This window comes from Micromonospora xinjiangensis, assembly GCF_056150165.1.
On sequence record NZ_JAXCFO010000010.1, the window covers coordinates 72,191 to 97,210 of the forward strand.

The 25,020-nt window shown below is 69.0% G+C and carries 25 protein-coding genes and 2 pseudogenes; 20 read left to right on the forward strand and 7 right to left on the reverse strand.

Annotated elements, in window-relative coordinates:
* Window positions 1-261 precede the first annotated feature (261 nt).
* The 4 genes from SM573_RS27335 (at window position 262) to SM573_RS27350 (ending at window position 2,429) form a co-directional block, all read left to right on the forward strand.
* Window positions 262-858, forward strand: coding sequence for a sulfite oxidase-like oxidoreductase (locus tag SM573_RS27335; protein WP_474614112.1), 597 nt, complete (start codon window positions 262-264; stop codon window positions 856-858).
* Entirely contained in the window at window positions 828-1,568 is a 741-nt protein-coding gene (locus SM573_RS27340) for an FAD-binding oxidoreductase (protein WP_474614111.1), read from the forward strand. The genes SM573_RS27335 and SM573_RS27340 overlap by 31 nt, the downstream gene beginning before the upstream one ends.
* Before the next feature lie 2 nt (window positions 1,569-1,570).
* Complete coding sequence (locus SM573_RS27345; protein ID WP_474617373.1) at window positions 1,571-1,864, forward strand: DUF6510 family protein; 294 nt, start codon at window positions 1,571-1,573, stop codon at window positions 1,862-1,864.
* 154 nt (window positions 1,865-2,018) lie between these two features.
* The gene (locus SM573_RS27350) at window positions 2,019-2,429 is read left to right on the forward strand and encodes a GNAT family N-acetyltransferase (protein WP_474617374.1); all 411 of its coding nucleotides are present in this window, start codon (window positions 2,019-2,021) and stop codon (window positions 2,427-2,429) included.
* 209 nt (window positions 2,430-2,638) lie between these two features.
* On the opposite strand, the gene SM573_RS27355 is transcribed toward SM573_RS27350, so the two are convergent.
* Window positions 2,639-3,556: an NADP-dependent oxidoreductase gene (locus SM573_RS27355; RefSeq protein WP_474614108.1), complete on the reverse strand. Its 918-nt coding sequence runs from the start codon at window positions 3,554-3,556 to the stop codon at window positions 2,639-2,641.
* Window positions 3,557-4,034: 478 nt separating this feature from the next.
* On the opposite strand from SM573_RS27355, the gene msrB reads away from it, so the two are divergent.
* The 5 genes from msrB to nhaA all read left to right on the forward strand — a co-directional run bounded on the left by msrB (window position 4,035) and on the right by nhaA (window position 8,872).
* On the forward strand, window positions 4,035-4,514 hold the full coding sequence (gene msrB / locus SM573_RS27360) for a peptide-methionine (R)-S-oxide reductase MsrB (RefSeq protein WP_474617375.1): 480 nt from the start codon (window positions 4,035-4,037) through the stop codon (window positions 4,512-4,514).
* A gap of 9 nt (window positions 4,515-4,523) precedes the next feature.
* Window positions 4,524-5,030, forward strand: a complete 507-nt coding sequence (gene msrA / locus SM573_RS27365) for a peptide-methionine (S)-S-oxide reductase MsrA (RefSeq protein ID WP_474614106.1) — start codon at window positions 4,524-4,526, stop codon at window positions 5,028-5,030.
* 326 nt (window positions 5,031-5,356) lie between these two features.
* Window positions 5,357-6,013, forward strand: a complete 657-nt coding sequence (locus SM573_RS27370; protein WP_474617376.1) for a TetR/AcrR family transcriptional regulator — start codon at window positions 5,357-5,359, stop codon at window positions 6,011-6,013.
* Between the two features lie 446 nt (window positions 6,014-6,459).
* The gene (locus tag SM573_RS27375) at window positions 6,460-6,888 is read left to right on the forward strand and encodes an OsmC family protein (protein WP_474614104.1); all 429 of its coding nucleotides are present in this window, start codon (window positions 6,460-6,462) and stop codon (window positions 6,886-6,888) included.
* A gap of 94 nt (window positions 6,889-6,982) precedes the next feature.
* Window positions 6,983-8,872: a Na+/H+ antiporter NhaA gene (nhaA, locus tag SM573_RS27380; RefSeq protein WP_474617377.1), complete on the forward strand. Its 1,890-nt coding sequence runs from the start codon at window positions 6,983-6,985 to the stop codon at window positions 8,870-8,872.
* Between the two features lie 169 nt (window positions 8,873-9,041).
* On the opposite strand, the gene SM573_RS27385 is transcribed toward nhaA, so the two are convergent.
* Both SM573_RS27385 and SM573_RS27390 read right to left on the reverse strand, forming a co-directional pair.
* The gene (locus tag SM573_RS27385; RefSeq protein ID WP_474617378.1) at window positions 9,042-9,692 is read right to left on the reverse strand and encodes a DUF4396 domain-containing protein; all 651 of its coding nucleotides are present in this window, start codon (window positions 9,690-9,692) and stop codon (window positions 9,042-9,044) included.
* A 313-nt stretch (window positions 9,693-10,005) separates the two neighbouring features.
* Window positions 10,006-10,548: a YkgB family protein gene (locus SM573_RS27390; RefSeq protein ID WP_474614101.1), complete on the reverse strand. Its 543-nt coding sequence runs from the start codon at window positions 10,546-10,548 to the stop codon at window positions 10,006-10,008.
* Window positions 10,549-10,771: 223 nt separating this feature from the next.
* Between SM573_RS27390 and SM573_RS27395 the strand changes: the two genes are divergently transcribed.
* Window positions 10,772-11,257 (forward strand): carboxymuconolactone decarboxylase family protein, encoded by a 486-nt coding sequence (locus tag SM573_RS27395; protein ID WP_474614100.1) that lies wholly within the window; start codon window positions 10,772-10,774, stop codon window positions 11,255-11,257.
* A gap of 356 nt (window positions 11,258-11,613) precedes the next feature.
* A complete protein-coding gene (locus tag SM573_RS27400; RefSeq protein ID WP_474617379.1) occupies window positions 11,614-13,803 on the forward strand; it encodes a HelD family protein in 2,190 nt (729 codons plus the stop codon).
* A gap of 212 nt (window positions 13,804-14,015) precedes the next feature.
* Here the strand turns inward: SM573_RS27400 and SM573_RS27405 are convergent, their stop codons facing one another.
* The 3 genes from SM573_RS27405 to SM573_RS27415 form a co-directional block, all read right to left on the reverse strand.
* Window positions 14,016-15,044 carry an aldo/keto reductase gene (locus SM573_RS27405; protein ID WP_474614213.1) on the reverse strand — a complete coding sequence of 343 codons (1,029 nt, stop codon included), beginning with the start codon at window positions 15,042-15,044 and terminating at the stop codon, window positions 14,016-14,018.
* Window positions 15,045-15,379: 335 nt separating this feature from the next.
* Window positions 15,380-16,606 (reverse strand): RNA polymerase sigma factor, encoded by a 1,227-nt coding sequence (locus SM573_RS27410; protein ID WP_474614098.1) that lies wholly within the window; start codon window positions 16,604-16,606, stop codon window positions 15,380-15,382.
* A complete protein-coding gene (locus tag SM573_RS27415; RefSeq protein WP_474617380.1) occupies window positions 16,603-16,956 on the reverse strand; it encodes a YciI family protein in 354 nt (117 codons plus the stop codon). The genes SM573_RS27410 and SM573_RS27415 overlap by 4 nt, the downstream gene beginning before the upstream one ends.
* 302 nt (window positions 16,957-17,258) lie before the next feature.
* On the opposite strand from SM573_RS27415, the gene SM573_RS27420 reads away from it, so the two are divergent.
* Window positions 17,259-17,669: a DoxX family protein gene (locus SM573_RS27420; protein ID WP_474614096.1), complete on the forward strand. Its 411-nt coding sequence runs from the start codon at window positions 17,259-17,261 to the stop codon at window positions 17,667-17,669.
* Between the two features lie 40 nt (window positions 17,670-17,709).
* On the forward strand, window positions 17,710-18,150 hold the full coding sequence (locus SM573_RS27425) for a hypothetical protein (RefSeq protein ID WP_474614095.1): 441 nt from the start codon (window positions 17,710-17,712) through the stop codon (window positions 18,148-18,150).
* Window positions 18,151-18,438: 288 nt separating this feature from the next.
* On the opposite strand, the gene SM573_RS27430 is transcribed toward SM573_RS27425, so the two are convergent.
* Window positions 18,439-18,906, reverse strand: coding sequence for a GbsR/MarR family transcriptional regulator (locus SM573_RS27430; protein ID WP_474617381.1), 468 nt, complete (start codon window positions 18,904-18,906; stop codon window positions 18,439-18,441).
* Window positions 18,907-18,970: 64 nt separating this feature from the next.
* Here SM573_RS27430 and SM573_RS27435 point away from each other — a divergent pair.
* The 7 genes and pseudogenes from SM573_RS27435 to SM573_RS27465 form a co-directional block, all read left to right on the forward strand.
* Window positions 18,971-19,387, forward strand: a pseudogene (locus SM573_RS27435) (ATP-binding cassette domain-containing protein); the annotation flags it as partial.
* 133 nt (window positions 19,388-19,520) lie between these two features.
* A complete protein-coding gene (locus tag SM573_RS27440; protein WP_474614219.1) occupies window positions 19,521-19,880 on the forward strand; it encodes a hypothetical protein in 360 nt (119 codons plus the stop codon).
* Window positions 19,873-20,661: an ABC transporter permease subunit gene (locus SM573_RS27445; protein ID WP_474614093.1), complete on the forward strand. Its 789-nt coding sequence runs from the start codon at window positions 19,873-19,875 to the stop codon at window positions 20,659-20,661. The genes SM573_RS27440 and SM573_RS27445 overlap by 8 nt, the downstream gene beginning before the upstream one ends.
* A gap of 307 nt (window positions 20,662-20,968) precedes the next feature.
* Window positions 20,969-21,859 carry an ABC transporter ATP-binding protein gene (locus SM573_RS27450; protein ID WP_474614092.1) on the forward strand — a complete coding sequence of 297 codons (891 nt, stop codon included), beginning with the start codon at window positions 20,969-20,971 and terminating at the stop codon, window positions 21,857-21,859.
* A gap of 65 nt (window positions 21,860-21,924) precedes the next feature.
* Window positions 21,925-23,493 carry an ABC transporter permease gene (locus SM573_RS27455; RefSeq protein ID WP_474617382.1) on the forward strand — a complete coding sequence of 523 codons (1,569 nt, stop codon included), beginning with the start codon at window positions 21,925-21,927 and terminating at the stop codon, window positions 23,491-23,493.
* A gap of 254 nt (window positions 23,494-23,747) precedes the next feature.
* Window positions 23,748-24,392: a hypothetical protein gene (locus SM573_RS27460; protein WP_474617383.1), complete on the forward strand. Its 645-nt coding sequence runs from the start codon at window positions 23,748-23,750 to the stop codon at window positions 24,390-24,392.
* 266 nt (window positions 24,393-24,658) lie between these two features.
* Window positions 24,659-24,826, forward strand: a pseudogene (locus SM573_RS27465) (ATP-binding cassette domain-containing protein); the annotation flags it as partial.
* Between the last annotated feature and the right edge of the window lie 194 nt (window positions 24,827-25,020).

Below are 25,020 nucleotides of genomic sequence, written 5' to 3' on the forward strand. Positions count from 1 at the left end.
GGGCACGCTGTCGCCGCCGAGGCCACCGCCGCCCGGCTAGGTTTGCCGGCAGGGGCCATGCCAGCATAGTGTGGACGCGATGGTCCAGTTAACGTATGCCGGAGTGCAGGCGACCACGCCCCCACCGAGGCGAATCTCATCACCAGGGCACCCGCTGACCACGACGCCGTGGGCGGGTGCCCCATCGACATCCACCGGCCGATCGGACGCACCGACGGCAGCGGGATCCCGGCCGTCCGGCCGCAACGGGAGCAGGGGCGCATGGCAGTGATCACACGCGGTTTCGGCGGCCGCAGACGCGACGACGCCGATCTCCCACCCGGCCAGTACCGCACGGACGACTTCCCGGTGCTGTCGGCGGGACCGACCCCGCGCATCGGACTCGACGAGTGGGAACTCGCCGTCGTCACCGAGACCGGCGAGCGGAGCACGTGGTCATGGGCGGAGTTCACCGCCCTTCCCGCCGACGAGCCGACCGTCGACATCCATTGCGTCACGCACTGGTCGAAGTTCGGCACGCGCTGGCGGGGCGTCTCGGTGGACACGCTGCTGGGCGACGTCGAGACCGCGGCCGAGTACGTCGTCGCCCACTGCTACGGCGGCTACACCACGAACCTCCCGCTCGAGGACCTTCTCGACGGCCGAGCCTGGGTGGCGTACGAGTTCGACGGCGAGCCGCTGGCACCGGTGCACGGCGGTCCGGCTCGTCTCCTCGTTCCCCACCTGTACTTCTGGAAGAGCGCGAAGTGGCTGCGCGCTCTGGAACTGCGTCTCGACGACGAGCCCGGGTTCTGGGAGACCGCCGGCTACCACAACTACGGTGACCCATGGCGCGAGCAGCGGTACCGGGCAGACTGACCTGGCAGCCGGCGACCGTCACGGCCACCCGGGCGGAGACGGCGACGGCACGGACCCTGGTCCTCGACGTCGAGGGCTGGACGGGTCACGTGCCGGGCCAGCACGTCGACGTCCGGCTGACAGCTCCCGACGGCTACACGGCGCATCGCAGCTACTCGATCTCGTCGGCCCCGAGGCCCGGCCGTCTTGAGGTGACCGTCCAAGCCGTGCCCGACGGGGAGGTCTCGCCGTACCTCGTCGACGTTGCCGAGCCGGGTGACCAGCTCGAGATCCGTGGGCCACTCGGCGGCTGGTTCGTACGCCCACCCGGCGATCCGCGCCCGGCGTTGCTGGTCGGCGGCGGGTCGGGAGTGGCGCCCCTGATGTCCATGGTGCGTGCGGCGACGGCGCCCACCAGGCTGCTCTACTCGACCCGATCCCCGTCGGACGCACTGTTTACGGCGGATCTCGCAACCGCAGCAGCCGGAGGCGACGGTCGCGTCGCCGTCACTCACGTCTACACCAGGGTCACCCCCGCCGGCTGGCCGGTGCCACCCCGACGACTGGACGCGGACGCCCTGGCCCGCGTCGCCTGGCCGCGCGATGCCGACGCCGTGGCGTTCGTCTGCGGGCCCACCGGATTCGTCGAGACCGTGGCCGACCTACTCGTCGGCGTCGGCCACAACCCCGCGAACATCCGCACCGAGCGTTTCGGACCCACCGGAGGATGACCATGTCGACCACCAACGTCGGAGCGGACGAGCCACCCTGGGTGGACGGTAACGCCCTCGCCGGACCGCTCGGCGAGATCCTGGGGACCGACCTCACCGTCGCCGAGCTCACCTGCGCCGGCTGCCGGACGACCCGTCCGCTGGCCGCGATGCGCGTGTTCAACCGGGCGCCCGGCCTCGTCGCCCGATGTCCCGGCTGCGAGCACGTCGTCATGTGCCTCGTGCGCACGGCGGGGCGGGCCCTGGTCGACCTGCGTGGGTCGCTCGTCATCAGCCTCTCGGTGCCGAATTCCTGATCACCGAGAATCCGGTCGACCGCGGTGAACCGGATGACGTCGACGTCTCCGACGTCGATCAGGCAACAGTTCTAGGCGGGACCTGCCTGCCACCTCATCCGACCCGACCGGGCACTGCCGGGTCGCTGACCAGACCCGAGATTCAGGAGGAAACGTGGCGGACAACGCCGAGGACATGATCACGCTGAGCAGCGTCGAGAAGGATGCGGATGGCTCGAACCTGTCGGTAGCCGCCCCGCCCGACGCAGGAGACTTCGTCATCACCAACAACAGCGCGCTCGGCATCTACGAGGCCGCGGTAGGGGGCCGGACAGCCGCAGGGCTGGTCTACAACACGGTCGGCAGCCGCGTCATCCTGTCGGCGACGTCCGTGTTCCCCGAGTTCCGGGGGAAGGGAGTAGCCACCAGGCTCATCGGTGGCGTCCTCGACGAGCTGCGCAGGCAGGGCAAGACCGCTACCGTGACGTGTCCGTTCGCGGCGGCATTCGTCGATGCCCATCCGGAGTATGCCGACGTCCTGGACCCGGCGTTCCCTCGGTCGCACACCGCCGGGCAGAGGCATTGAGCAGGCGTCGTCGCGTCTGAACACCGGTCCGGGCGAGCTTCCGCCGTCAGTGCGGGCGGGTCCCCCCGATGGCTGCGGGCTGCGGACGCGGACGGGCACGTCCGCAGCCTCACCGGCGTGACCCGGAAGTCGCGTGCCGAGGGCCAGCTGCCGCCGGCCACGACACCGGCCACGCCGTTGACGGTGATCCAGAACCGTTCACCGGATCATCACGAGCGAGCGCGGATGATCGTCTTCCCGGTGAGCCGCTCGGTCGGGTTGAGGGCGGCGACGGCGTCGTCGAGGTCCGCGACCTTGCCGATGTTCGTCCGCAGTCGCCCATCCCGCACCCGCTGGACGATTTCACCCAGTTGGGCGCGATCGGACGTCACGACGAAATCGACCGCCAGGCCGTTCGCGGGCCGCGCCTCGGGCGGCCCGACGACGGACACCAGGGTTCCTCCGGCTCGAATCAGGCCCGCGGACCGCTTCCCGATGGCGCCGCCGATGACGTCGAAAACCAGATCTACTCCACCGACAGCCTCGAGGTCGTCGTTCTCGAGGTCGACGAACTCCCGCGCGCCGAAGTCGAGCGCCTTCTGACGGTCGGCGGCGCGCCCGGTGCCGATGACGTAGGCACCGAACTCGCGTGCGAGCTGGGTCACCATCGAACCGACCGCGCCGGCGGCGCCGTGCACGAGGACGCTCTGCCCCGTCTGAAGGCGGCCGTGCTCGAACAGTCCCTGCCACGCGGTCAGGCCAGAGATCGGCAGGCTGGCGCCGACCGTGAAATCGACGTCGCCGGGCAGCGGCGCGAGGTTGCGTGCCTCGACGGCCACATACTCCGCGAGGGTGCCGTCGCGAGTCCAGTCGGTGAGGCCGAACACCCGCTGTCCCACCGACAGTCCCGTCGTGCCATACCCGAGAGCGGTGACCACTCCGGCCAGCTCGTGCCCGGGAATCGACGGCGTCCGGTCGCGGCCGAGGCGATCGGTCCAGGTCGAGGGCCATGCCATCTCGGTGGGGACGAATCCCGACGCATGAACCTCGACGACGACGTCGTTGATCGCCGGTTCCGGCTCAGGCCGCTCCACCAGCCTCATCCCGGCCGTCCCGGCAGCCTCGTCCGTCACCACGATCGCCTTCATCCGGTACCTCCTTGTATCCAGTCCTCGTCTGCACCTGTCAGGAGGAGCAAGTCCGTTTCCCCGGCATTGGCGGCGCCAGGCCTCCGCGTCCGGGCACGCTGATCGGTAGCGATTGGGGCGGGAGGATGTCACCGGAAGTGGCGGGACGTCCGTCGACATCGGCGCCGGGGACAAGTCGGACAGCTCGTCGCACCGGAGGCACCAGTCGGCGCTCCGAACCTAGTCGCGGAAAAACTGGTCTGTCAAGTCCACTCTTGAGGCGCCAATAGCCGCCGCTGAGTTGACTGGAACCCCAGCTCATCCCGCATGTTGAGACCTCCGACCGAGTCCGAACAGGCCCGCCTTCAGGGTCGTGGCGGTCCAGAAAAGGTGGAGCGTGCGGGAATACAACCGGCCCGGAGAGTGTCTGAATGTGCGTGTCCAGGTGCGCTTCACCTGGTTCCGCCACTTCGCGTCCCGAGGCCGTGATGGGAGAGCTGTGCCCCCGCAGACCCAGTACCACAAGAGCCAGGAAGCCGTTTCGCGGCTCGACCCAGAGCAGTACCGCGTGACCCAGCAGGACGGCACCGAGCGACCGTTCGCCAACGCCTACTGGGACAACCACGAGCCCGGCATTTACGTCGACGTCGTGTCCGGCGAGCCGCTGTTCGCGTCGGTCGACAAGTACGACAGCAACTCCGGCTGGCCGAGCTTCACGAAGCCGATCACGGCGACGAACGTCGTCGAACGCGCAGACGCCAGCCACGGGATGATCCGGACCGAGGCTCGCTCGCGGTACGGGGACAGCCACCTCGGCCACGTCTTCAACGACGGCCCCCGCGACAAGGGTGGGCTGCGCTACTGCATCAACTCCGCGTCGTTGCGCTTCATCCACCTGGACGACCTGGAGAACGCAGGGTACGGCGAATACCGCACGCTGTTCACGAGTGACACCAACACCGGCACCGACGACAAGTAGGGAGACGACGTGACCACCGAGAAGGCGATCCTCGCCGGCGGCTGTTTCTGGGGTATGGAGGAGTTGTTCCGCCGTCAGCCCGGCGTCGTGTCCACGCGCGTCGGCTACAGCGGCGGCGACGTCCCGAACGCCACCTACCGCAACCACGGCACCCACGCGGAGTCCATCGAGGTCGTCTACGACACCGAGAAGACCGACTTCCGCGCACTGCTCGAGTTCTTCTTCCAGATCCACGACCCCTCGACGAAGAACCGTCAGGGCAACGACATCGGCACCAGCTACCGCTCGGCGATCTTTTACACCAGCGACGAGCAGAAGCGGGTCGCCGAGGAGACGATCGCCGACGTCGACGCCTCGGGGCTGTGGCCCGGCAAGGTCGTCACCGAGGTCACCCCGGCAGGCGACTTCTGGGAGGCCGAGCCCGAGCACCAGAACTACCTGCAGACCTACCCCAACGGTTACACCTGCCACTTCCCCCGCCCCGGCTGGAAGCTTCCGAAGCGGGCGACGGCCTGACACCTCCGGCGCGCGGACCCCGGGTCCGCGCGCCGGCCCGGGCCCGAGGCGGTCGGCCTGGACGAGGAGTCGACCCCGAGCGGATGCGGCCCTCTCCGGCGGCGCTCACGACGCTGGCCGAGCGCTCCTGAAGCCCGATTCACGAATGGGACTAGACGGTCCAGGAAAGGCTCGCCCTAACGATGATCTGGCACGGGTTCGCACCACCGTCGACGAAGCTTATGGCGCATCCGTACGCCGTTCGGCACCGGACGCGACACGACCGAGAATGGACTGCACGGTCCCATTCTTCCGACATTATCTAGCGCGCTGGATACACTTGACAGATGAGCGACGAGCAGGTGGCCGCGCCGACGAATAGGCGGAGGATCAGTCAACGGGGCATTGCGACCCGAGAGCGGATCCTCGACGCAGCGAACCGGCTGATGCTCGTACGCGGAGTGAACGCGACAACGCTCGACGACATCCGCCAGGCAAGCCAGACGAGCAAGTCCCAGCTCTACCACCACTTCGCCGACAAGCAGGAGCTCGTCCGCGCGTTGGTCAAATATCGAGGCGCGCTCGTGCTTCAGCGCGAGCGCGCAGGGCTCGAACGACTGAGATCGTTCTCAGGGCTGGTCCGGTGGCGCAACGCGCTGGTCCAGGCCAACTCGCTGAACAACGGCAAGTACGGGTGCGGCCTCGGGTCGATGGCTCTCGAGCTGTCCGACCAAGACGAGCAGGCTCGAACGGTGCTGTCGGAGACGTTCGCGGCGTGGGAGAAGCTGATCAGTGATGGCCTGCACCGGATGCGCGACAGCGGCATACTGCGCCGGGACGCCGACCCGGAGAAGTTGGCCACGGGGTTGATGGCGGCGTTGCAGGGCGGCTACCTGCTGGCGAACGCCGCGCACGACGTCGCACCCATGGAAGTCGCCCTGGACATGGCGCTGGACCACATCAAATCGTTCCTCGTAGAGCCGCCCGGTGAGCCGACCCGCTGATCGGGACCTCCAGCCGTGATCAGCTACGGGTGCGTGCACAGCATCGACCCGCCGGCGGCGCCCGAACCCCGGCCGGCGACTCGTCGTGCGGTCCGTTTCGAGTCCACCCGAGCCGCGGTGGCGACGGGGCACGGACCCCGCGCCTCCGCCGTGATGGACTGTTTAGTCCATATAGCGGCTTGACGCATAACGAGTCCCATTGAGGACCACTTGGGCCTGATCGCTTTTCAGCGCTGACCAACCACCGGTCTGCCATGGCTCACCACGGCCAGAGCGACCCTGTCGGCGAGCGGCGAGTTGGACTATCTAGTCCGTGAAGGCTAGCCTGCGGGGGTACTCGGTCGTGAGGTGATTCGCCTGGCCACAGCCCCCGCTCAACCTGCGGCTCGGCTGCCGCTGGGTCCGTATACCTGGACCGCACTGCTGGATCTAGGAAGGCACAGCTGATGGAAACCGATCAGGATCATGTCGTCGCGTCCGCCCGCGTTGTCCTTCCGGCCACTGAGCGCCGACGCACGGACATGACCACCCGCGACTTCACGTTCGTCGCCGACGAACCGCACAACGGCGCACCCGGCGAAGGCCCGACGCCGACGGAGTACCTGCTGATGGCGCTCGCGTCGTGCACTGCTCAGACGCTGCGGCAGTATGTCGACTACAAGTTCGACACCGCCGGTGACATCACCGTTGAGATCGACTACCACGAGCCCGAGCAGGAAGGCGCGGAGCGTTACCTCCAGCGCACGATCACGCTCAGCGAGGACCCCGACCCCGACGACCTGAAGGTGATGCACGACATCGCCGAGAAATCCCCGGTGACCCTGCTGATTCAGTTCGCGTGGAGCGTGAGGACCGAGTTCGTCGGCCCGCGCTGACATCAGGCCGCTTGCTGCTCGGCGATCACGGCCGTGCAGCAGGCGGTTGCCGTCGCGTCCAAGGCGGCGACAGGGGTTCCGCGGAAGGTGACGTGTGACTGAAACCAGGACCGGCCGAACGATCTGGAGGCGGAACCTGCCGTCACCGCTGCGAGCATTTCTACGAATCGAGTCCGGCAGCGCCGGCGTGCTCGTGGCCGCCATCGTCGCCGCACTGATCTGGGCCAACATCGACATCGGCTCGTACGACGCCGTATGGCACACCCAGCTGTCCCTGGGGCTCGGGCACCTCGAACTCTCCCGCGACCTGCACACCTGGATCAACAGCGGCTTGATGACGCTGTTCTTCCTCGTCGTCGGCCTGGAGGCGCGGCGCGAGTTCGACCTCGGCGACCTACGCGACCGGCGACGTTTCGTGCTGCCCAGCGTGGCCGGCGTGATCGGCATGCTGATCCCGGTCCTGATCTTCCTGGCGATCAACCACGGCGGACCGGGCGCGCACGGCTGGGGCGTGGCCATGTCGACCGACACCGCGCTCGCGTTGGGCCTGCTCGCGCTGCTCGGCCGGGGTGTGCCCGACCGGGTCCGGATCTTCCTGCTCACCGTGTTCGTGGTCGACGACCTGATCGCACTCATCGTCATCGCCCTGGTCTACAGCGACGACATCAGCGTGATGCCCCTCGTGGTGGCGGTGGCGGCGTTCGCGGTCATGCTGGCCATCCGCGCGGGCGGCGTCCAACGGGGCTGGGCGTACGTGCCGGTCGCCATCGTGATGTGGGGCGCGCTGCTGGTCAGCGGAGTCGACCCGGTGGTGGCCGGACTGGCCATCGGGCTGACCGCCTTTGCCTACTCCCCCGGCCGAGCTGAGCTCGAGAAGGTCAGCGGGCTGTTCCGGTCGTTCCGTGAGCAGCCGACGCCCAAGCTCGCGCGTACGGCGTCGATCGGCCTGACGAACACGCTATCGCCCAACGACCGCCTTCAGCGCATCTACCACCCATGGTCCAGTTACGTCATCGTGCCGCTGTTCGGCCTGGCCAACGCCGGCATCAGCATCGACGGTCCGTTCCTGGGCCGGGCGTTCGCGTCACCTGTCACCTGGGGCGTGCTGCTCGGGTATGTCGTCGGCAAGCCGCTCGCCGTGGTCGGCACCTCGGCCGGGCTCACCTGGATCTCACACGGGCGCATCCGTCCGGCCGTGGGCTGGGCGGGCGTGCTCGGCAGCGGCACGATCGCCGGTGTCAGCTTCACGGTGTCGCTGCTGATCGCCAGCCTGGCCTTCAGCGGCGACCAACTGGCCGAGGCCAAGATCGGGGTGCTCAGCGCCGCGGTCGTCTCCTCGGCGCTGACCTGGATCGCGTTCCGCGTCACGAACACGCTGCCCCAGGACAAGCGCATCCGGGCGCTCTTCGGCGACATGACGGAGCTGACCGATCTCGCCCCAGCGGTTGACGAGCAGCGGGACCACATCCGCGGCCCAGTTGGCGCGTCGGTAACGCTGGTGCAGTACGGCGACTTCCAGTGCCCGTACTGCGGGAAGGCCGAGCCAGTCGTCCGGCAGTTGCTCGGCGACGCCGACCTGCGTTTCGTGTGGCGTCACCTGCCTCTGTCAGACGTGCATCCGCAAGCCCGGCTCGCAGCGGAGGCCGCCGAAGCAGCGGCCGCCCAGGGCAAGTTCTGGCAGATGCACGACCTGTTGCTCGCCCACCAGGACAAGCTGGACATCAGCGCTCTCATGACGTACGCCGACGACCTCGGTCTGGATCGGAAACGGTTCCAGGACGATCTGACGAGCCACGCCCACGCCGGCCGGATTGACAGCGACATCGACTCGGCCGACAACAGCGGAGTGTCCGGCACCCCGACGTTCTTCATCAACGGCCGCCGCCACTACGGCGCCTACGACATCACCGCCTTGACCGCGGCGATTCGTATGGCCCGAGCCCGGGCCCGCCTCGACCGCGAGGTACCAGCCAACCGCGCCTGACCGCGTTCTGTTGGCACGCCGGTCGGCCGTCAGAGCCGCCCGCGAGCACTCGTGCCGGACGCGAACCGATGGCAGCGTCGAGAGGCCCCCGGCACCTCATCGCGGCCGCGCGGAGGCCCCGGCGGGCCATGACCCGAGGCGCCGCCCACGGGCGTCAGCGCAGCACCGCCTACTGCGGCGTGCCCCCCAGCGGGTCCGCCTTGGCGCCGCGGCGGACCAGCCACAGGGTTGGCGGCCATGCGGCGAAGAAGCCGATGATGAACCCGACCTGGACAATGAACCAGAACACCGGGCTACCAGGCTGCAGGGTCTCGTGGAAAACCATGAGCTCCATCAGCGCCAGCCAGGCCAACAGGGCGAACTCGAAAACGGACACGCTCAGCAGGTCTCCCCTGAGGAATCTGCGTACGGCCGCCCACGCCCTTCGACCGCCGGTGCCAGCCTGGGTGAAGTAGCGGAACGCAAGTCCCACCACTACCGCGGCTAGGTAGTCACCGATGAATTCCGGCCACATTCTCTTGTCGAAGATTTCGAGGCTCAAGCCGAAGACGAAAAGAGTCGCGATTATGGCGCCCATGACGCAGTGCGTCGCGCAGTGCAGGGTTTCAATGATCGTAGCGGCATGTCGCGGCTTCCTGGGCGGGGCGGAGTGCCGCTTCAACCACCGGGGAGACTGGGGTCTCCCCCACTGCCGGTAGGCCAGGAGAGCTGCCGGGCCGAAGTAGAGGGCGGTTGCCGGCCAGACGATCTCCATGAGCCTGGTCGGCTGACGGTACCGCAACACGAAGTGGTCGACAACGATGACGACGGTGCTGGCCAAGCCCACAAGAAGCACAGCCCACGAGAGCGCTACGAGCCATGTCGGTTGCAGAACCGTCTCCTTCGCATCAGGCGACTCAGAGCGATGCCGGTGGGGAAGCGGTGAAAGCTTCGCCTGCGCGCGCGGAACGTGAGAGCCTCACCGGGTCACGCGGCGTCCCTTACCGTGCGACGGCTGCGGGGCGCGACCCGGTACGCCGCCAGAAAGCAGCGACGACCACGACCAAGCGTGCGACGGTGGCGCCCCCTTCGCCCCCGCCGATCCCGGCCAGCAGTGACAACGACGAAAACTCCTTCGGGTGGGCCCAGGCGGCCTACCGTCGTGTCCACAGGGAGCGGGAAGCCGCGTCAAGCCAGGCCAGGCCTCTGGAGTGACACCGTGGCGGGCGTGTCCCCGGGCCGGCCGCGTGCAGCGACTCGGCAGCTGTCAGGAGAGCGGCGCCGAGAAGCACCGTGTCTTTCAACAGGAACTGCCCCAGCTGAGAAAGGCTCCATACTCCCTGCCCTCGCTGCCGAGCCTCAGGCGTCGTGGGCAGGAAGCTGAGCGTGGTGAGGAACATCCCGATCGCCCCGACGCTACCGATCGCCGACGCTCTGGGCACAAACGGCTTCGCGGCAATCAGAGAGCCCAGGCTGATCTCCGTGACGCCGATGAGTCGGTTGAGCTTCTGTGCGCCCAGCTTCGCGCGCAGCCGCGAGAACAGCGGACTCGAGGTGAGCAGTGGCTCGTCGTTCTCGACCTCGTACTGCTGGAACTTGAGCGCACCGATCCACAGGATGTTCGTCGCCAACGCGCAACGCAGGACCGAGAAGCCTACGAAGGCGAGGTTATCGGCGCAGTCGTGTCGTGTGCCCATCGCTCGCTCCCAGTTCGCTGTGTCGGCGGTCGGCACGTGCTGGGGGCCATTACCCGCTAGGAGCAGCCACACGCACCGGGGGCGCGGTCCGCCGGCTCGACGGAGCACGAGCGTTCGTCCCGGATGCCGCGCCTATGCCCGCCGGGAGTCCCGACACGGCTGTCCACCGAGGTGGACGTCCCCACCACCGGTCTTGTCGTTGTGCCCCACAGGAGGTCATCTCTTGGACACCAGGATCCAGAACGCCAGGCTGGACGCGACGGCAAACGAGCAGCTCATGGCGCTGGCAAATGCCGGGGCAGCCGCCTTCGGCCACACCGCCACACTCCAGGTGGACCAGGCCCTGGCCCAGCTTCTGCGGTTACGCGTCGCACAGATCAACAATTGCAGCTACTGCCTTCTGGTGCACCACGCCGCCGCGCGCAGCGCCGGCATCCCACCGGCCAAGGTCGAGACCCTCACCGCGTGGTGGGAGACACACCTGTTCAGCGAAGCGGAGCAGGCCGCGCTGGCCTATGCCGAGGCGTTGACCCGAGCCGCCGACACCACCGTCAACAACCGGCTCCAGGAGGCACACGACCGGATCTCCGCGCACTTCACGGACGACGAGATCCTGGAGATCGTGGCCGTTGTCATCAACATGAACATCTGGACGCGACTCAAGCTCGCCGAGGGGGCCATGCCCACGACGGCGCCTCCGAGTGAGTGATACCCGGTCCTGTCATCGCAGCAGGCATCGCGGCCGTCCGGCCGTCCTATTGGCGACCTCCACCTCGTCGTCGAGGCGCTCGGAGTGCCCACCCCCGGTGCGGTGGTCGTAAATCCGCCGGCATGGGCGACGTGTGGCTGGTCACGACGCACCCGCGGATCAGACAAGGGTCGAGCTGTCAATAAGCGAATCACGATTGGGTGCGGCCACACGCGACCCGGAACCTCAAGGAATTGAGAGTCCCATCTCTGCCGGCAGAACTCCTGGCCGATGAGGAGAAACCAGCTCTATGCTTGCCGCCGGAATACGCTGCGGCGTATCCGGTCCGAACGGCACACCAATACAAGGATTTGCGAATGCGCCGAAATTCTGCTCTGAGCAACGGCACTGCTGACGGCAGCGAAGCAGCACCGAACGGCGCACGGCCGACCGCCACCGCGCAGGGCGCCGCGCTCCGCTCCGCGGTCGCCGAAGAACAGGCGTTTCTCGACTTGGCCGCGGCCCGGCGCGACGGGTTGGCCGACCACCTCGAGGCCGAGCTGTCGTCAGAGGCCCGGGACGCGTTGGAGCGGGCCCGGCAGCGCATGCTCCGCCAGCAGTACGAGGAGCTACGGCGAGCCCGGGAAGGGTTGGTCTTCGGCCGCCTCGACAGCCTTGACGGCACCGTGCGACACATCGGCCGCATCGGTCTCCGCACCGACGGCGAGGACGGTGAGCCACTGCTGGTGGACTGGCGCGCTCCGGCAGCTCGGCCGTTCTACACCGCGACCGCTGTCGACCCACAGGGTCAGGCGCGGCGCCGTCACATACGCACGAGCGGGTCAACAGTCGTCGGTGTGGACGACGAGCCACTGGACGGGACCATAACGGCGGAACTCGTCGGTGAGGCGGCTCTCCTGGCCGCCCTCGACCAGCGGCGTACCGGCCGCATGTCGACGGCGATCGCCACGCTGCAACGCGAACAGGACGACATTATCCGCGCCGAGGCGACCGGACCGCTGATCGTTCAGGGCGGTCCCGGCACCGGCAAGACCGTGGTTGCCCTGCACCGCGTCGCCTACCTGCTGTTCGCCCACCCCGCGATGGCCGACCAGGCGGTCCTGGTCCTCGGCCCCTCGCCGCGGTTCCTTCAGTACATCTCCCAGGTCCTGCCCGCGCTCGGCGAGACCGCCGTCGTCTCGGCGACCTGCGACACTCTGCTGCCCGGGATCCGCGTGGGCCGCGACGAGAGCCGGGTGCTCGCCGAGATCAAGGGCCGCGCCCTCTGGCAAGCCGCGCTCGAAAACTACGTCACCTCGCTGCTCCCCCGGCCCCGCGAGCTGAAGCTGCGCTGGGAGGGCGAGTTCTACCTCATCCCCGCCGCAACAGTCGCGCAGGCGCTCGCCTCGGCGGTGCAGGGACGCCCGTACCACCGCGCCCGCACCGCGTTCGCCGAGCAGCTGCACCACATCCTTGCCGAGGCCGTCGCCGACCAGCGCGAGGCGTTGATGAACGAGATGGAGGAGGGCTTCGAGGAGATCCTCGCCCGCGTCGACAGGGACATGCGGCATGACCACCACTCGGGCAGGAGGCCCACCGGCAGTGACGTCGACGGAATGCTCTCCGAGGACGAGATAGAGAGCCTTCGTGATCGTATCGCCGAGAACGCCACCATCGCCCGGTTCATCGAGGCATGGTGGCCGACCCTCGACGCCGGAACCCTGCTGGGTGACCTCCTGACCGACCGCACCCTGCTGGCCCGGTTCGCCCCGCGGCTGTCCCCAGAGGAGATCACCGCCGTCTCGGCCGAGCCCGCCCTGTGGGCGTCGAGTGACATTCCTTTGCTCGACGCCCTCGCCGACCTGCTGGGCGAGGGCGACGCCCCGCAGCCACAGGGCGAGTTCGTCGCCGACCGCGCTCGCCGGCAGCGCGACTGGGTGTACGGCCACGTCGTCATCGACGAGGCGCAAGAGCTGTCCGAGATGCAGTGGCACATGGTCCTCCGGCGCTGTCCCAGCCGCTCCATCACCGCGGTCGGTGACATCGACCAGGCGGAGGCAGCGCACCGGCACACCAGCTGGGCACAAGCGGTGCAGGCTGTACTGGGAGACCGTTGGACCGCCGCGGAGCTGACCATCTGCTACCGCACCCCGCGCGAGGTCATGGACCTCACCGAACCCGTCCTGAGAAGGGCCGGCAGCCACAACACGCCGCCGCGGGCCGTACGTTCCTCCGGCATCGTCCCCTGGGAGCTCACCGTCACGCCCGCCGAACTCGTCGACGCCGCCACCCGAGCGGTGCGACAGCTGCGGCAACGGTGGCATGGCGGCACGGTCGGCGTCATCGCCCCCGCCGACCGCGTCGCCGAACTCCAAGCCGGGCTGAGCGACGTGCCGGTGCTCACCCCGGCCCAGGCCAAAGGGCTGGAATGGGACGCGACGCTCCTCGTCGACCCCCACCGCATCGCCGCCGAACCGCGCGGCTGGAACGGCCTCTACGTCGCGCTCACCCGATGCACCCAGGAACTCGGGCAGGTGATACTCACGCGGCAATCGCCGCACCCATGACAACCCGCCGCCGGCAGCCGGATGTGCTTCTGGAACTGGATGGGGGCTGTGCGAAAACCCACAGATCCCGGCGTCGTGAAATCCCGACCTGCCCGCCAGCGGGGGACGGCGCCGGACAGCCGGCCGGAACCTCCACGTACGCCGACGAATTCTCGTGGCCCGGCCGCCTGGTTGCGCCGGGAGCTGGTGTTCCCGGCGCAACCGAGGCCATCTCAGGCCGCGGAGCGCTCGGCGAGCGGCCGGCGGCGCAGGTTCACGTCCGAGACGGCCGGCGGTATGTAGGCAGCCTGGTTGGGGCCGGCGTCGGTACCGGGCGGGGCGATCTCGTCGATCCGGTCGAGGATCTCGTCATCCAGGGTGACATCGGCGCCGGCGAGCAGGTCGTCGAGCTGTTCCATGGTGCGTGGCCCGAGGATCGCCGAGGTCACGCCCGGGTGGGCGATCGCGAACGCCATCGCGAGGTGGGCCATCGGCAGGCCGGCCTTCTCGGCGAGCGGAACGAGCTGTTCGACCACCTCGAGCTTGCGTTCGTCGCTGAAGTACTGCGGCGTATAGCCGGACCGGTGGGTGCCGGTCTGCTTGCCCTTGCGGTGTCGGCCGGTGAGCAGGCCCTGGCCGAGCGGGCTCCACACAAGGGTGCCCATCCCGTAGCGCTGAGTGGTCGGCAGGACCTCGCGTTCGATGCCCCGGTTGACGATGGAGTACGGCGGCTGCTCGGTGTGGAAGCGCTCGAGGCCGCGCCGCTCGGCGACCCACTGCGCCTCGACGATCTCCGAGGCCGGGAAGGTCGACGTGCCGATTGCCCGGACCTTGCCGCTGCGGATCAGGTCGGACAGCGCCGACAGTGTCTCTTCGATGTCCACCGTCGGGTCGGGGCGGTGGATTTGGTAGAGGTCGAGGTGATCGGTCTGCAGGCGGCGCAGGGAGTTCTCGACGGCGGTGATGATCCAGCGTCGTGAGTTGCCCCGGTGGTTCGGGTCCTCGCCCATCGGGTAGTGCACCTTGCTGGCGAGGACAACGCCGTCGCGGCGGCCCTTGAGTGCCTTGCCCACGATCTCCTCGGACTCGCCCTGCGAGTACACGTCGGCGGTGTCGATGAAGTTGATCCCCGCGTCCAGCGCCCGGTGGATGATCCGGATCGAGTCGTCGTGGTCGGGGTTCCCCAGGGCACCGAACATCATGGTGCCGAGGGCATAAGGGCTGACCCGGATTCCGGTCCGGCCCAACGAGCGGTATTTCATGGTTGTTTTCTCCCGTAGAGGCGAGGGTGAGTGGCCAGCGCTGGCGCTCGGCGCAGAAGAACCCGACGCCGAGGACGGAAAGCCGACCAGACGACGGACGAGACGATGAGACCGTTCCCTCAGGCCCGGGCTGCCCAGGGGCATTCTTTCCCCTCGGCGCGGTGGTGGAGTGCCCACCGACCGGCATTCCTTGCCTCCCGTTTTGCCAGCACCGGTCCGGATCCCCGTGTCCGTTCCGGTTAGTTATTCCAGCAAAACAAAGCCGCAGACCCCGTGCTAGTAGAATCGTCTTGGGTGATTGCACGATCCTCTTCGCTACGGCGTTTCCCTCCGGGTTACCGGGATGCGAGTCGCGCCTGGCGGAGTAGGTATTCCCGCTCCGGGATGCTCGCCGTCTGCTGCGCGGCGGCGTGGTACTGGGCGGCGGCTGCGTGGTGGTCACCAGCTTGGTGGAGCAGGTGGGCTCGTACGGCGGCGAGGCGGTGGTTGCTCGTCATCCGGGAGTCGGATTCGAGCGTTTCCAGCAGTGTCAGGCCGGCCTCGGGTCCGTGGACCATGGCGGTGGCGACGGCACGGTTGAGGGTGATGACGGGGTTGTCGTCGAGAAGCTCGAGCATGTCGTACAGATCGAGGATGTGCGGCCAGTCGGTGTCCTCGGCGCGGGCGGCTTGGTTGTGCGCCGCGGCGATCGCCGCCTGAATCTGATAGGGGCCCGGCCGGCGGAGTGCCAGCGCGGCGGTGAGCAGCGTGACGCCTTGGTGGATCATCCGGCGATCCCAGCGGCTGCGGTCCTGCTCTGCCAACGGCACCAGTTCACCTCCAGGACCGGTGCGCGCCGCCCGGCGGGCGTCGGTGAGTAGCAGCAGGGCGAGCAGGCCGGCGGCCTCGGCGTCGTCAGTGCGGGCCTCGTGGAGGGTACGGGCGAGCCGGATCGCCTCGGTGGCCAGGTCCGTGCGCTGCAGGGCGGTGCCGGAGCTCGCCGTGTGTCCTTCGTTGAAGATGAGGTAGAGCACGTGGAGTACCGCCCGCAACCGACCGTCGTAATCGTTCGGGGTGGGGGGTTCGAACCTGCCGCCGGCGTCCTTGATGCGCTGCTTGGCGCGGCTGATTCGCTGTGCCAGCGTCGCCTCGGGTACGAGCAGCGCACGGGCGATCTCCGCCGTGGTCAGCCCGCCCACCGCTCGCAGGGTCAGCGCGATCTGCGAGGGTGCGGTGAGCGCGGGATGGCAGCACAGGAACAGCAGCGTCAGGGTGTCGTCGGACGGTGTGGCGCCGATGTCGGCCGCCGGAGCCAGCCAGTCGGCGGACGGTACCTGCGCCGCGAGTGTCGCCTCGCGGCGCGCCCGGGACTGCTCGCTGCGCAGGTGGTCGATCAGGCGGCGGGAGGCGACGCGGATCAGCCAGCCCCGCGGGTTGTCTGGTACGCCTTCGGCGGGCCATTGCGTCGCCGCGGCCAGCAGTGCCTCCTGAGTGGCGTCCTCGGCCTCGTCGAAGTGGCCGTAGCGGCGCGTCACCGCCGCCAGGACCTGTGGCGCCAGTTCGCGCAGCAGGTCGGCGCTCATCCGTGCACGGGTCGTAGTTCGACGCGGGTGGACACAACGCCGGCGAACCGGGCCGCCAGCTCCACGGCCCGTTCGTGGGTCGCCACATCGATGATGCCGAACCCGGCGAGGAACTCCTTCGTTTCGGCGTAGGGCCCGTCGGAGACCACCGGCGTGCCACCGTGGACGTCGACCGTCTGCGCGGATGCCGGTTCGGACAGCCCGAAGGCGGTAACCAGCTCGCCGGTGGCGGCCAGTTCCTTCTGCAACGCCCGCATCGCTTCGAAGTGGGCGGCGATCTCCGCGGGTGACATCGCATTCGGGCCGGTACCGGCCAACGCTTCCCAGGCCGACGGGCCGCCGTAGGTCATCACCATGTACTTCACCGTCACCTCCGCGTTCGCCCGATCGGACATTGATATCAGATAGCGGCCGGCTATAGCCCCTGGTCGCGGGCCTACGGGGTGCGGTGTGCCTCCGTCACGGGCCACAAGCCCGATTTGGTGGCGCGAGGCTCACCATGAGGCCCACCGGTCGCATCCGCCCTCCCAGCGCCGCCGTCGCGCGGCCCGGCGAAAAGATCTTCAAAAGAATCTCCACCGGCGTGTAGAGAACCGGTGGCCGGCTCCGACGTCCCGGGCACAAGAACGACGATCCGACGAGGAGAGCCCCGATGACCGCCACCGCCACCACCCGTTCCACCAGCCGCTCGACCGCACTGCGCCGCACCGGATCGATCGCCCGATGGGTCGTGCAGGTGTTCCTCGCCGTGCAGTTCGCCTCGGGCGGGGTACTCAAGCTCATCGGCGACGCGCGGATGGTCGACCTGTTCACCGATGTCGGGGCGGGGCAGTGGCTGCGCTATCTGGTCGGCGTCTGCGAAGTGACCGCCGGCATCAGCCTGCTGGTTCCGCGGTTGGCCGCGCTGGCCGCCCTCGGCCTCACCGGGCTCATGGGCGGGGCCGTGGTCACCAACCTGCTGATCGGCGCGAACCCCGCGATGCCAGCCGCCTTCCTGCTGGCCGCGGCCGTCATCGTCTACAGCCGCACCCGGCCGCGCCGCCCCACCGCCCCCACCCGCTGACACCCCGACCGCGCACCCACTCGGTGAAAGGACCACCGCCATGACCGACGAGATCCTCGACGACACCCCGTCCGCCAACACTCCGCACCCGACGCTGAAGACCCTCGACGTGCTGGTCGGCACCTGGCACGTGTCCGGGCCCGGGCACCACGGCACCGTCACCTACGAGTGGATGCCCGGCGGTCACTTCCTGGTCCAGCACGTCGACCTGGTCCAAGACGGCCGTTCCACCACCGGCGTCGAGTACATCGGATACGACGCCGAGAGCGGCACCCTGAAATCGCACTTCTTCGGCGGCGACGGGGACATCCTGGAGTACGTGTACGAGATGACCGGCCGGGAGCTGACCATCTGGTTCGGCCAGCCGGGCTCGCCGGCACGCTACCGCGGGACCTTCGACGCGGAGGGCACCAGCGCCACCGGAGCGTGGGCCTGGCCCGGCGGCGGCTACGCGTCCGCCATGACCCGCGTCCTCCCCTGAACCGGCACCCACGGAATTCCCGAACTTCGATCCCGCGCCTCCCGCCCCGGTGGGGCTAGGCCGGATCGAGGCGGGCCAGGTGAGCGCGGACGACTTCAGCCGGTCTGCTCGTCCTCGGTTTGGTCGACCCCGAGCGCATGATCTGCCGCCGCACCCGCCAGCACGTCGGCGCCCGCCCCTCGGTGGTCTGGGGGGATTATGGCGAGTGGTCGACGGCGAGTATCTTGCCGTCAGGTGTGACGGGGGTCGCCCGCTTGAGTCGGGGTGGCGGCCCGGAGCCTTATGGCCCTACCTCTGGGCCTTCCACCGGTCGATCAGGGCCGGTAGCTCCCGCCACAGGTAGTCGTAGAAGTCCCGCATCTCGGCGAGGCGGCGACCAGCCGGGCTGTCCTCACCGGTGGCCGCGATGCCCTGCTCAGCGGCCTCGCGCATCACCTTGACCAACTGATTCTGCTCGGACATCAGGGTGGCCCAGGCGCCTTCACGGAAGCGGAAGTGTTCCCGGCGGCTGCCGGGGGCGGGCACCTTCTCGATCAACCCGACAGAGGTGAGTGACTTCAACGCGGTCGAGACGCTGCCCGAGCTGATGGTGAGCAACTCGGTGATCTCGCCCGCTGTGAGCGTGTCCCGTTCCGTGAAGAGCAAGGCTGCCAGCACTCGTGCGGTCATCCGTTGCATGCCCCCTTGGGTGAGGGTCAAGGCGAGTCGCTCGGCCGGATCGCGCAGTGCCGACACTTCGGTTCTCCTGTCACTCATTTTGACGAAATCTTAACAGCTCCGAATCTTCAGAGATCTCTGAAAGCTCGATACTGTGGCAGCCATGGCAGATGTCATCCAGCTGGAGAAGCTGACCAAGACGTACGGAACCCGCCGAGGGTTGGTCGAGCTGGACCTCGCGGTGGCCGAGGGTGAGGTGTTCGGCTACCTCGGCCCGAACGGTGCCGGGAAGTCCACCACCATCCGGCTGCTGCTGGACCTCATCCGCCCGACGAGTGGTCGGGCCCGGTTGTTCGGCCGTGACCCCCGCGAACACGCCGTCGAACTCCACCGCCGGATCGGGTACCTCGCCGGCGACTTCGTGGTCAACCCCCGTCAGCGGGTCGGCGAGTGCCTGGCGTTCCTTGCCGACCTGCGCGGCGACGTACCGCGGGCACGGATCGAGGAACTGGCCGCCCGCCTCGATCTCGACCTGGCCGCCCGGATCAAGGCCCTCTCCAAGGGCAACCGGCAGAAGGTCGGTCTGGTCCAGGCGTTCATGCACCGACCTGAACTCCTGATCCTCGACGAGCCGACCTCCGGGCTCGACCCGCTCGTCCAACAGACCTTCCTTCACCTCGTCCGAGGCCAAGTCCGCCGGACAGACCGTCTTCATGTCCTCGCACATCATGGCCGAGGTCGAAGCCGTCGCCGACCGGGTCGGGATCATCCGCGAGGGCCGGCTCGTCGCCCTCGACACCGTCGCCCGGCTCCGCGACCACGCCCTACACCGGTTCGAGATCACCTTCACCGGCCCGGTCGACCAGGCCGACCTCGCCACGCTTTCCGGCATCTCCGACCTGACCGTTGACGGTTCGACCGCCCGGTTCGCCCTGGCCAGCGACCCGAACGAGTTGATCCAGCTCCTCGCCCGACACCGGATCGCCAGCCTGCGGGCCACCGAGCCCGACCTCGAAGAACTCTTCTTCGCCTACTACCAGCCCAGCGGCGCCAAGGAGCCCAGCCGTGCCTAACGTCCTGACCAAAACCCTCTGGGACTCCCGCCGCAGCCTCGTCGGCTTCGCCGCCGGCACCGCGCTAGTCGGCACGATGTACGCCGGCTTCTACCCGCAGGTCTCCGGCGGGGCCATGGGCGAGGCCGTCGAAGGCTTCTCCCCCGCCCTGCGCGAAGCCCTCAACATGGAGGACATCGCCAGCGCCGCCGGCTACCTCGGCTCCAGCGTCTTCGGCATCATCGTGCCGCTGATCGCCGTCATCTACGGCATCGCCACCGGTACCCGCGCCATCGCCGGTGACGAGGAGGCCGGCTACCTCGATCTCCTCCTGGCCCACCCGGTCAGCCGGACGCGACTCCTGCTGCACCGCAGCGCCGCGCTCGCCATCGGTGCCTTCATCCTCGCCGGCCTCGTCCTGCTCGCCATGCTCGCCGTCCGTCCCAGCGCCCAACTCGACACCATCAGCGTCGGCCAGTTCGCCGCCCAGTGCGTGGCGCTGGCACTGCTGTCCACCGTCTTCGGTACCATCGCGATCACCATCGGCGCCGCCAGCGGCAGCCGCGCCGCCGCGCTCGGCGGCAGCGCCGCCGCCGGCGTCCTCGCCTACGCCGCAAACACCTTCGCCACCCAGATCGGCGCCGACGCCGCCCGCTACGCCTCCCCGTTCCACTACTACATCGGCCACGAGCCGCTGCGAAACGGCTTCCAGTGGGCCGACCTCGGCGTCCTCACCGCGGCCGTCGGCGTACTCGTCCTCATCGCCAACGCCGTCTTCAACCGCCGCGACCTGACCAGCTGAACCACGCCCCGACCCGCCGACCCACGCGCAGGCGGGTCGGTGACATCCTCCGCACCCCGACAGCCGGCGACGTACCGCTACTCGCCGCAGCGGTCCTCACTCTGATCTGGGCCAACTTTCCAGGGGTGGCGCGAACCGCGCCTGGACAGCATGGGGTTCGCCCCGCCTCGCCGCATCTGAATGCGCTGACGGCCCTGCGTCTGCCTGACACGCTTCCTACCGGTGGCCTTCGGGCGTACGCTCCGCTGTGGAGCGCCGGGAAGTCTGGTCGGCAGTCGTCACGTCACGTCGACCGAAGAAGGCTTCCGTGGATACATTCGCTGTTCGCACCGAAGGCCTCACCAAGCGCTACGGGCGGCTCCTCGCGCTCGACGCACTCGACCTCGCGGTGCCCACCGGTTCGGTATTCGGGTTCCTCGGCCCGAACGGTGCCGGCAAATCCACCACCATCCGCCTGCTGCTCGGCATGGCCCGACCGACAGCGGGACATGCTTGGATCTTCGACACCGACGCCCGGAATGTGCGTGCCGCCCACCGGTCGTTGGCGTATGTGCCGGCCGACGTCGCGCTGTGGCCGCAACTGACCGGCGCCGAGACCCTGGAGCTGCTGGGCCGAACCGGGCCCGGTGTCGACCGGGTGTACCGGGACGAGCTGGTCGAGCGGTTCGCGCTGGACGTGTCGAAACCGGGCCGGACGTATTCGACGGGGAACCGGCAGAAGGTGGCCCTGGTGGCGGCATTCGCCACCCGCGCCCCGCTGCTGGTGTTCGACGAGCCGACCAGCGGCCTGGACCCGCTGATGGAGCGGGAGTTCCAGCGGGCGGTGGCGTTGGCCCGCGAGCGGGGGCAGACGGTGTTCCTCAGCTCTCACCAACTCGCCGAGGTCGAAGCCGTGTGCGACCGCGTCGCGATCCTGCGCGCCGGCAAGCTCGTGGAGATCGCCGACGTCGCGGACCTCCGGCGGCTGCACCGCGGCCAGGTCGAGGTCACCTTCTCCGGCACCGCACCACAACTGGACGGGGTGCCCGGTGTCGAGGCGGTTGAGCGGGTCGGGCCCGCGCGTCTGCGCTTCACCCTCACCGGCCCGCCCGCACCGGCACTGCGGGCCCTGGCCACCGCAGACGTGACCGCGCTGGCGATCCACGAGCCGACACTGGAAGAGATCTTCCTCGACTACTACAGCGAGGTGTCCCGGTGACCGCCGTTGACGCGCCGGCACCGCGGGTCGCCCGAGTAACGGGCGACGCCGGCGCGAGGCACGCGGTGACCCAGCTGGCGGTCCGCCAGGTCCGGCGCGGGGCGACCATCGTCATCGTCCTCGCCGGCGGCATGTCGGCGACGGTCGCCGCCACGTACGCCAGCACCGTCGGTGACACCATGGACGCCGCCGCCCTCACCGTACTGGCCGAGAACCCGGCGATCCGTACCCTGTTCGGGCAGCCGGTCGCCCTCGACTCCGCAGGCGGGTTCACCGTCTGGCGCACCGGTACGGTCCTCGCCGTCCTGGTCGGGATCTGGGCCCTGCTCGCCGCCACCCGGATCACCCGCGGCGCGGAAGAGGCCGGACACTGGGAGCTGCTGCTGGCCGGCAAAGTCCCCTTGCCGACCGTCGTCATACGCCACGCCGCGGCGGTCGTCATCGCCGCACTGCTCGCCGGGCTCGCCACCGCGACCGCCCTCACCGCCGCCGGCACCCCACCCGCCGGCGCCGCCCTGCACGGCGCCGGTGTCGCGCTGGTCGGCGTGTTCTTCGCCGCCGCCGGAATCCTCGCAGCGCAGATCTTCCCGAGCCGCCCCGGCGCGAGCGGGGCCGCCATGGCGCTGCTCGGCGCCGGGCTGCTGATCCGCATGATCGGTGACGGCGTCGACGCACTCGGGTGGCTGCGCTGGCTGTCCCCGTTCGGACTCACCGCGCTCTCCCGGCCCTACCACGACAACCGGACGCTGCCGCTGGTGGTTCTGGCCCTGGCCGTGTCCGCCCTGCTCGCCGCCATCCCCGCCGCCGCCACGCGCCGCGACGCTCGGGGTGGTTGGCTCAGAGCCCGCACTGAACGCCCGCCACGGCTACACCTGCTCGGCTCGATCCCCGCGTTCGCCCTCCGGCGCCTGCTGCGCCCTCTCGCCGGCTGGACCGCGGGCGTCGGCGCCTACTACCTGCTCATCGGACTTCTCGCGGTCTCCATGACCGACTTCCTCGCCGACAACCCCCGGTTCGCCGACCTCGCCGCGCAGGCCGGGTTCGCCGGGCTCGGCTCAGTCGAGGGCTACGCGGCGGCCATGTTCGCGCTGCTCGCCATCCCCGCCGGCATCTTCACCGCGGTACACGTCGCCGCCACCGCCGCCGCCGAAACCGACCGCCGGCTCACCCTCATCTACGCCGGCCCCGCCACCCGGATCCGACTCCTCGCGGCCGAAGCCGCCATCACCGCAGCCGGTGCCGTGACACTCACGACCGCGGCCGGGCTGGTCACCTGGATCGGGGCGCAGAGCGTAGGCGCGCCCCTCCATCTGGGCGCGGCGCTCACGGGCGCGGTGAACGTCCTGCCGGTCGCGGCTCTCTGCCTCGGTGCCGCGATCCTCGCCCTCGGTTGGCTCCCCCGCGCTGTCGCGCTCGTCGGTGCCCTTCCCGCCGCTGGCGGTTTCCTCCTCCAGGTCATCGCCGACAGCACCGGCGCCCCACACTGGGTCGGCACGCTATCCCCATTCGCACACCTCGCCTCCGTGCCAGACGTCGCGCCCGACTGGCCCGGAGCCATCGGCATGATCATCATCGCCGCCACCCTCGCCGTCGTTGGCGCCATCGGATACCAACGCCGCGACCTGCGCACCTGAGCAGGCACACCACAGGCCGCTCCGATCCGGGCGGTGTCACCGATCACCGCGCGGGCTCTTCTGAACCAGCATCGACAGCCGGGCCTGCGGCATCAGCCCGCCCGTGGCCGTACCAGCACGGCCGGATGCGCGAGCACCTTCACCGGGTGCGCCGACGTGGATTGCACCTTGCCCGCCGGGCGCGCGTGATGCGCGGCTCTGGTCCCTAGATCGTCTTGTTGTAGCGTGTGCAAGCTCATGGGAGGGGGCGACGCATGTCGGCAAAAGGTTTGACCGCTCGATCACGGCCCGTCGTGACTGCCGGCGTGCTGGCCTTGGTCGGCTTGCTGGCGACGGCCGGCTGCTCGGGACTTGCCGAAGGCATCGACGCCACCGTCCCTGAACTGCCGGCCTCCTCCACACCGATGCGCCTCGACCGACCAGACAAGCTTCTCGGCAGCTGGCATGAGTCGGTCGACCGACGGCTACGAACGGCCGCCCAGAAGAACATGGGCGCCTTCAAGGAACTCGTCGAAGGAGAACCGACCAGCGCGGTGGGCACCGCCTACGTGCCCGTCGAGGAGAAATACTCCCGGGAGCTCGGGATGTACCGCCCTGGTGACCAACGCGTCATCCTGATCAGCGGGGTGTCAGGCAAGACCACTGACCCGAGCACGACACTGGGCACCGTGTTCAGCGGGCTGCCGTCCGTCTCCGACGTCGAGCCGATCGAACCAGGACCGCTCGGCGGCCTCGCCCGATGCGGTATCAGCCAGGACGACGCGGTACATGTGGATGTCTGCGCCTGGGCCGACGACCACACCATCGGCATGGCTACTTTCGTCGGTTTCCCCCAGACCGAGAATCCGCCAGACCTGTTCCAGCAGATCCGCGCGCAGCTCGAACACCCCGCCGAGTGACAACTACACAAGGCACTCCAACACCGGGCTGACGCGGCCGACGGAGGCGTCCGCCGTAGGCCTGCGACGTCAGGCGCCTCCGGCGGCAGGGCGGGGATCGGCGCGTCCGTGAGTGGATGTGCCGGTTGACGGATCGAGACGATGGATGGTCTCGCTACTACGATCCGTGACGGACCGCGATCGGACCGTACCCTGACTCGACCGGTGGCGCCTGACGCACCACACCGTGGCGCCACGCCCCATGAGCCTGCCCGAGACCGCACGGTGTGCACTTCGACGTGGCCCGGGACAGCATCTTCGCCCTGCTCGGCTCCAACGGGGCGGGCAAGACCACGCTGGTGAGGATCCTGTCGTTGTCGAAGGCGGACGCGGGGACGGCCAGGGTACGACGGTGCTACTCACGGAGCCGCGCCGCCCGGCGCCGACGACCGGTTCAGGAAGGCGTGCGGTTGCCGTGGCCAGGTTCCACCCCTCCGCCGGGAGAGTGTCGAGGGCCGTCGCGAGCGTCGGACATCACCGGCACAGATCGACCGGTGACACTTCATTCCCCAACGGAACGGCTGTTTCGTGGGTGTTTCGTACCTGTGGCGTCCCGCTCTTGACTCGGGTTGTTAGCGCTAACAAAATG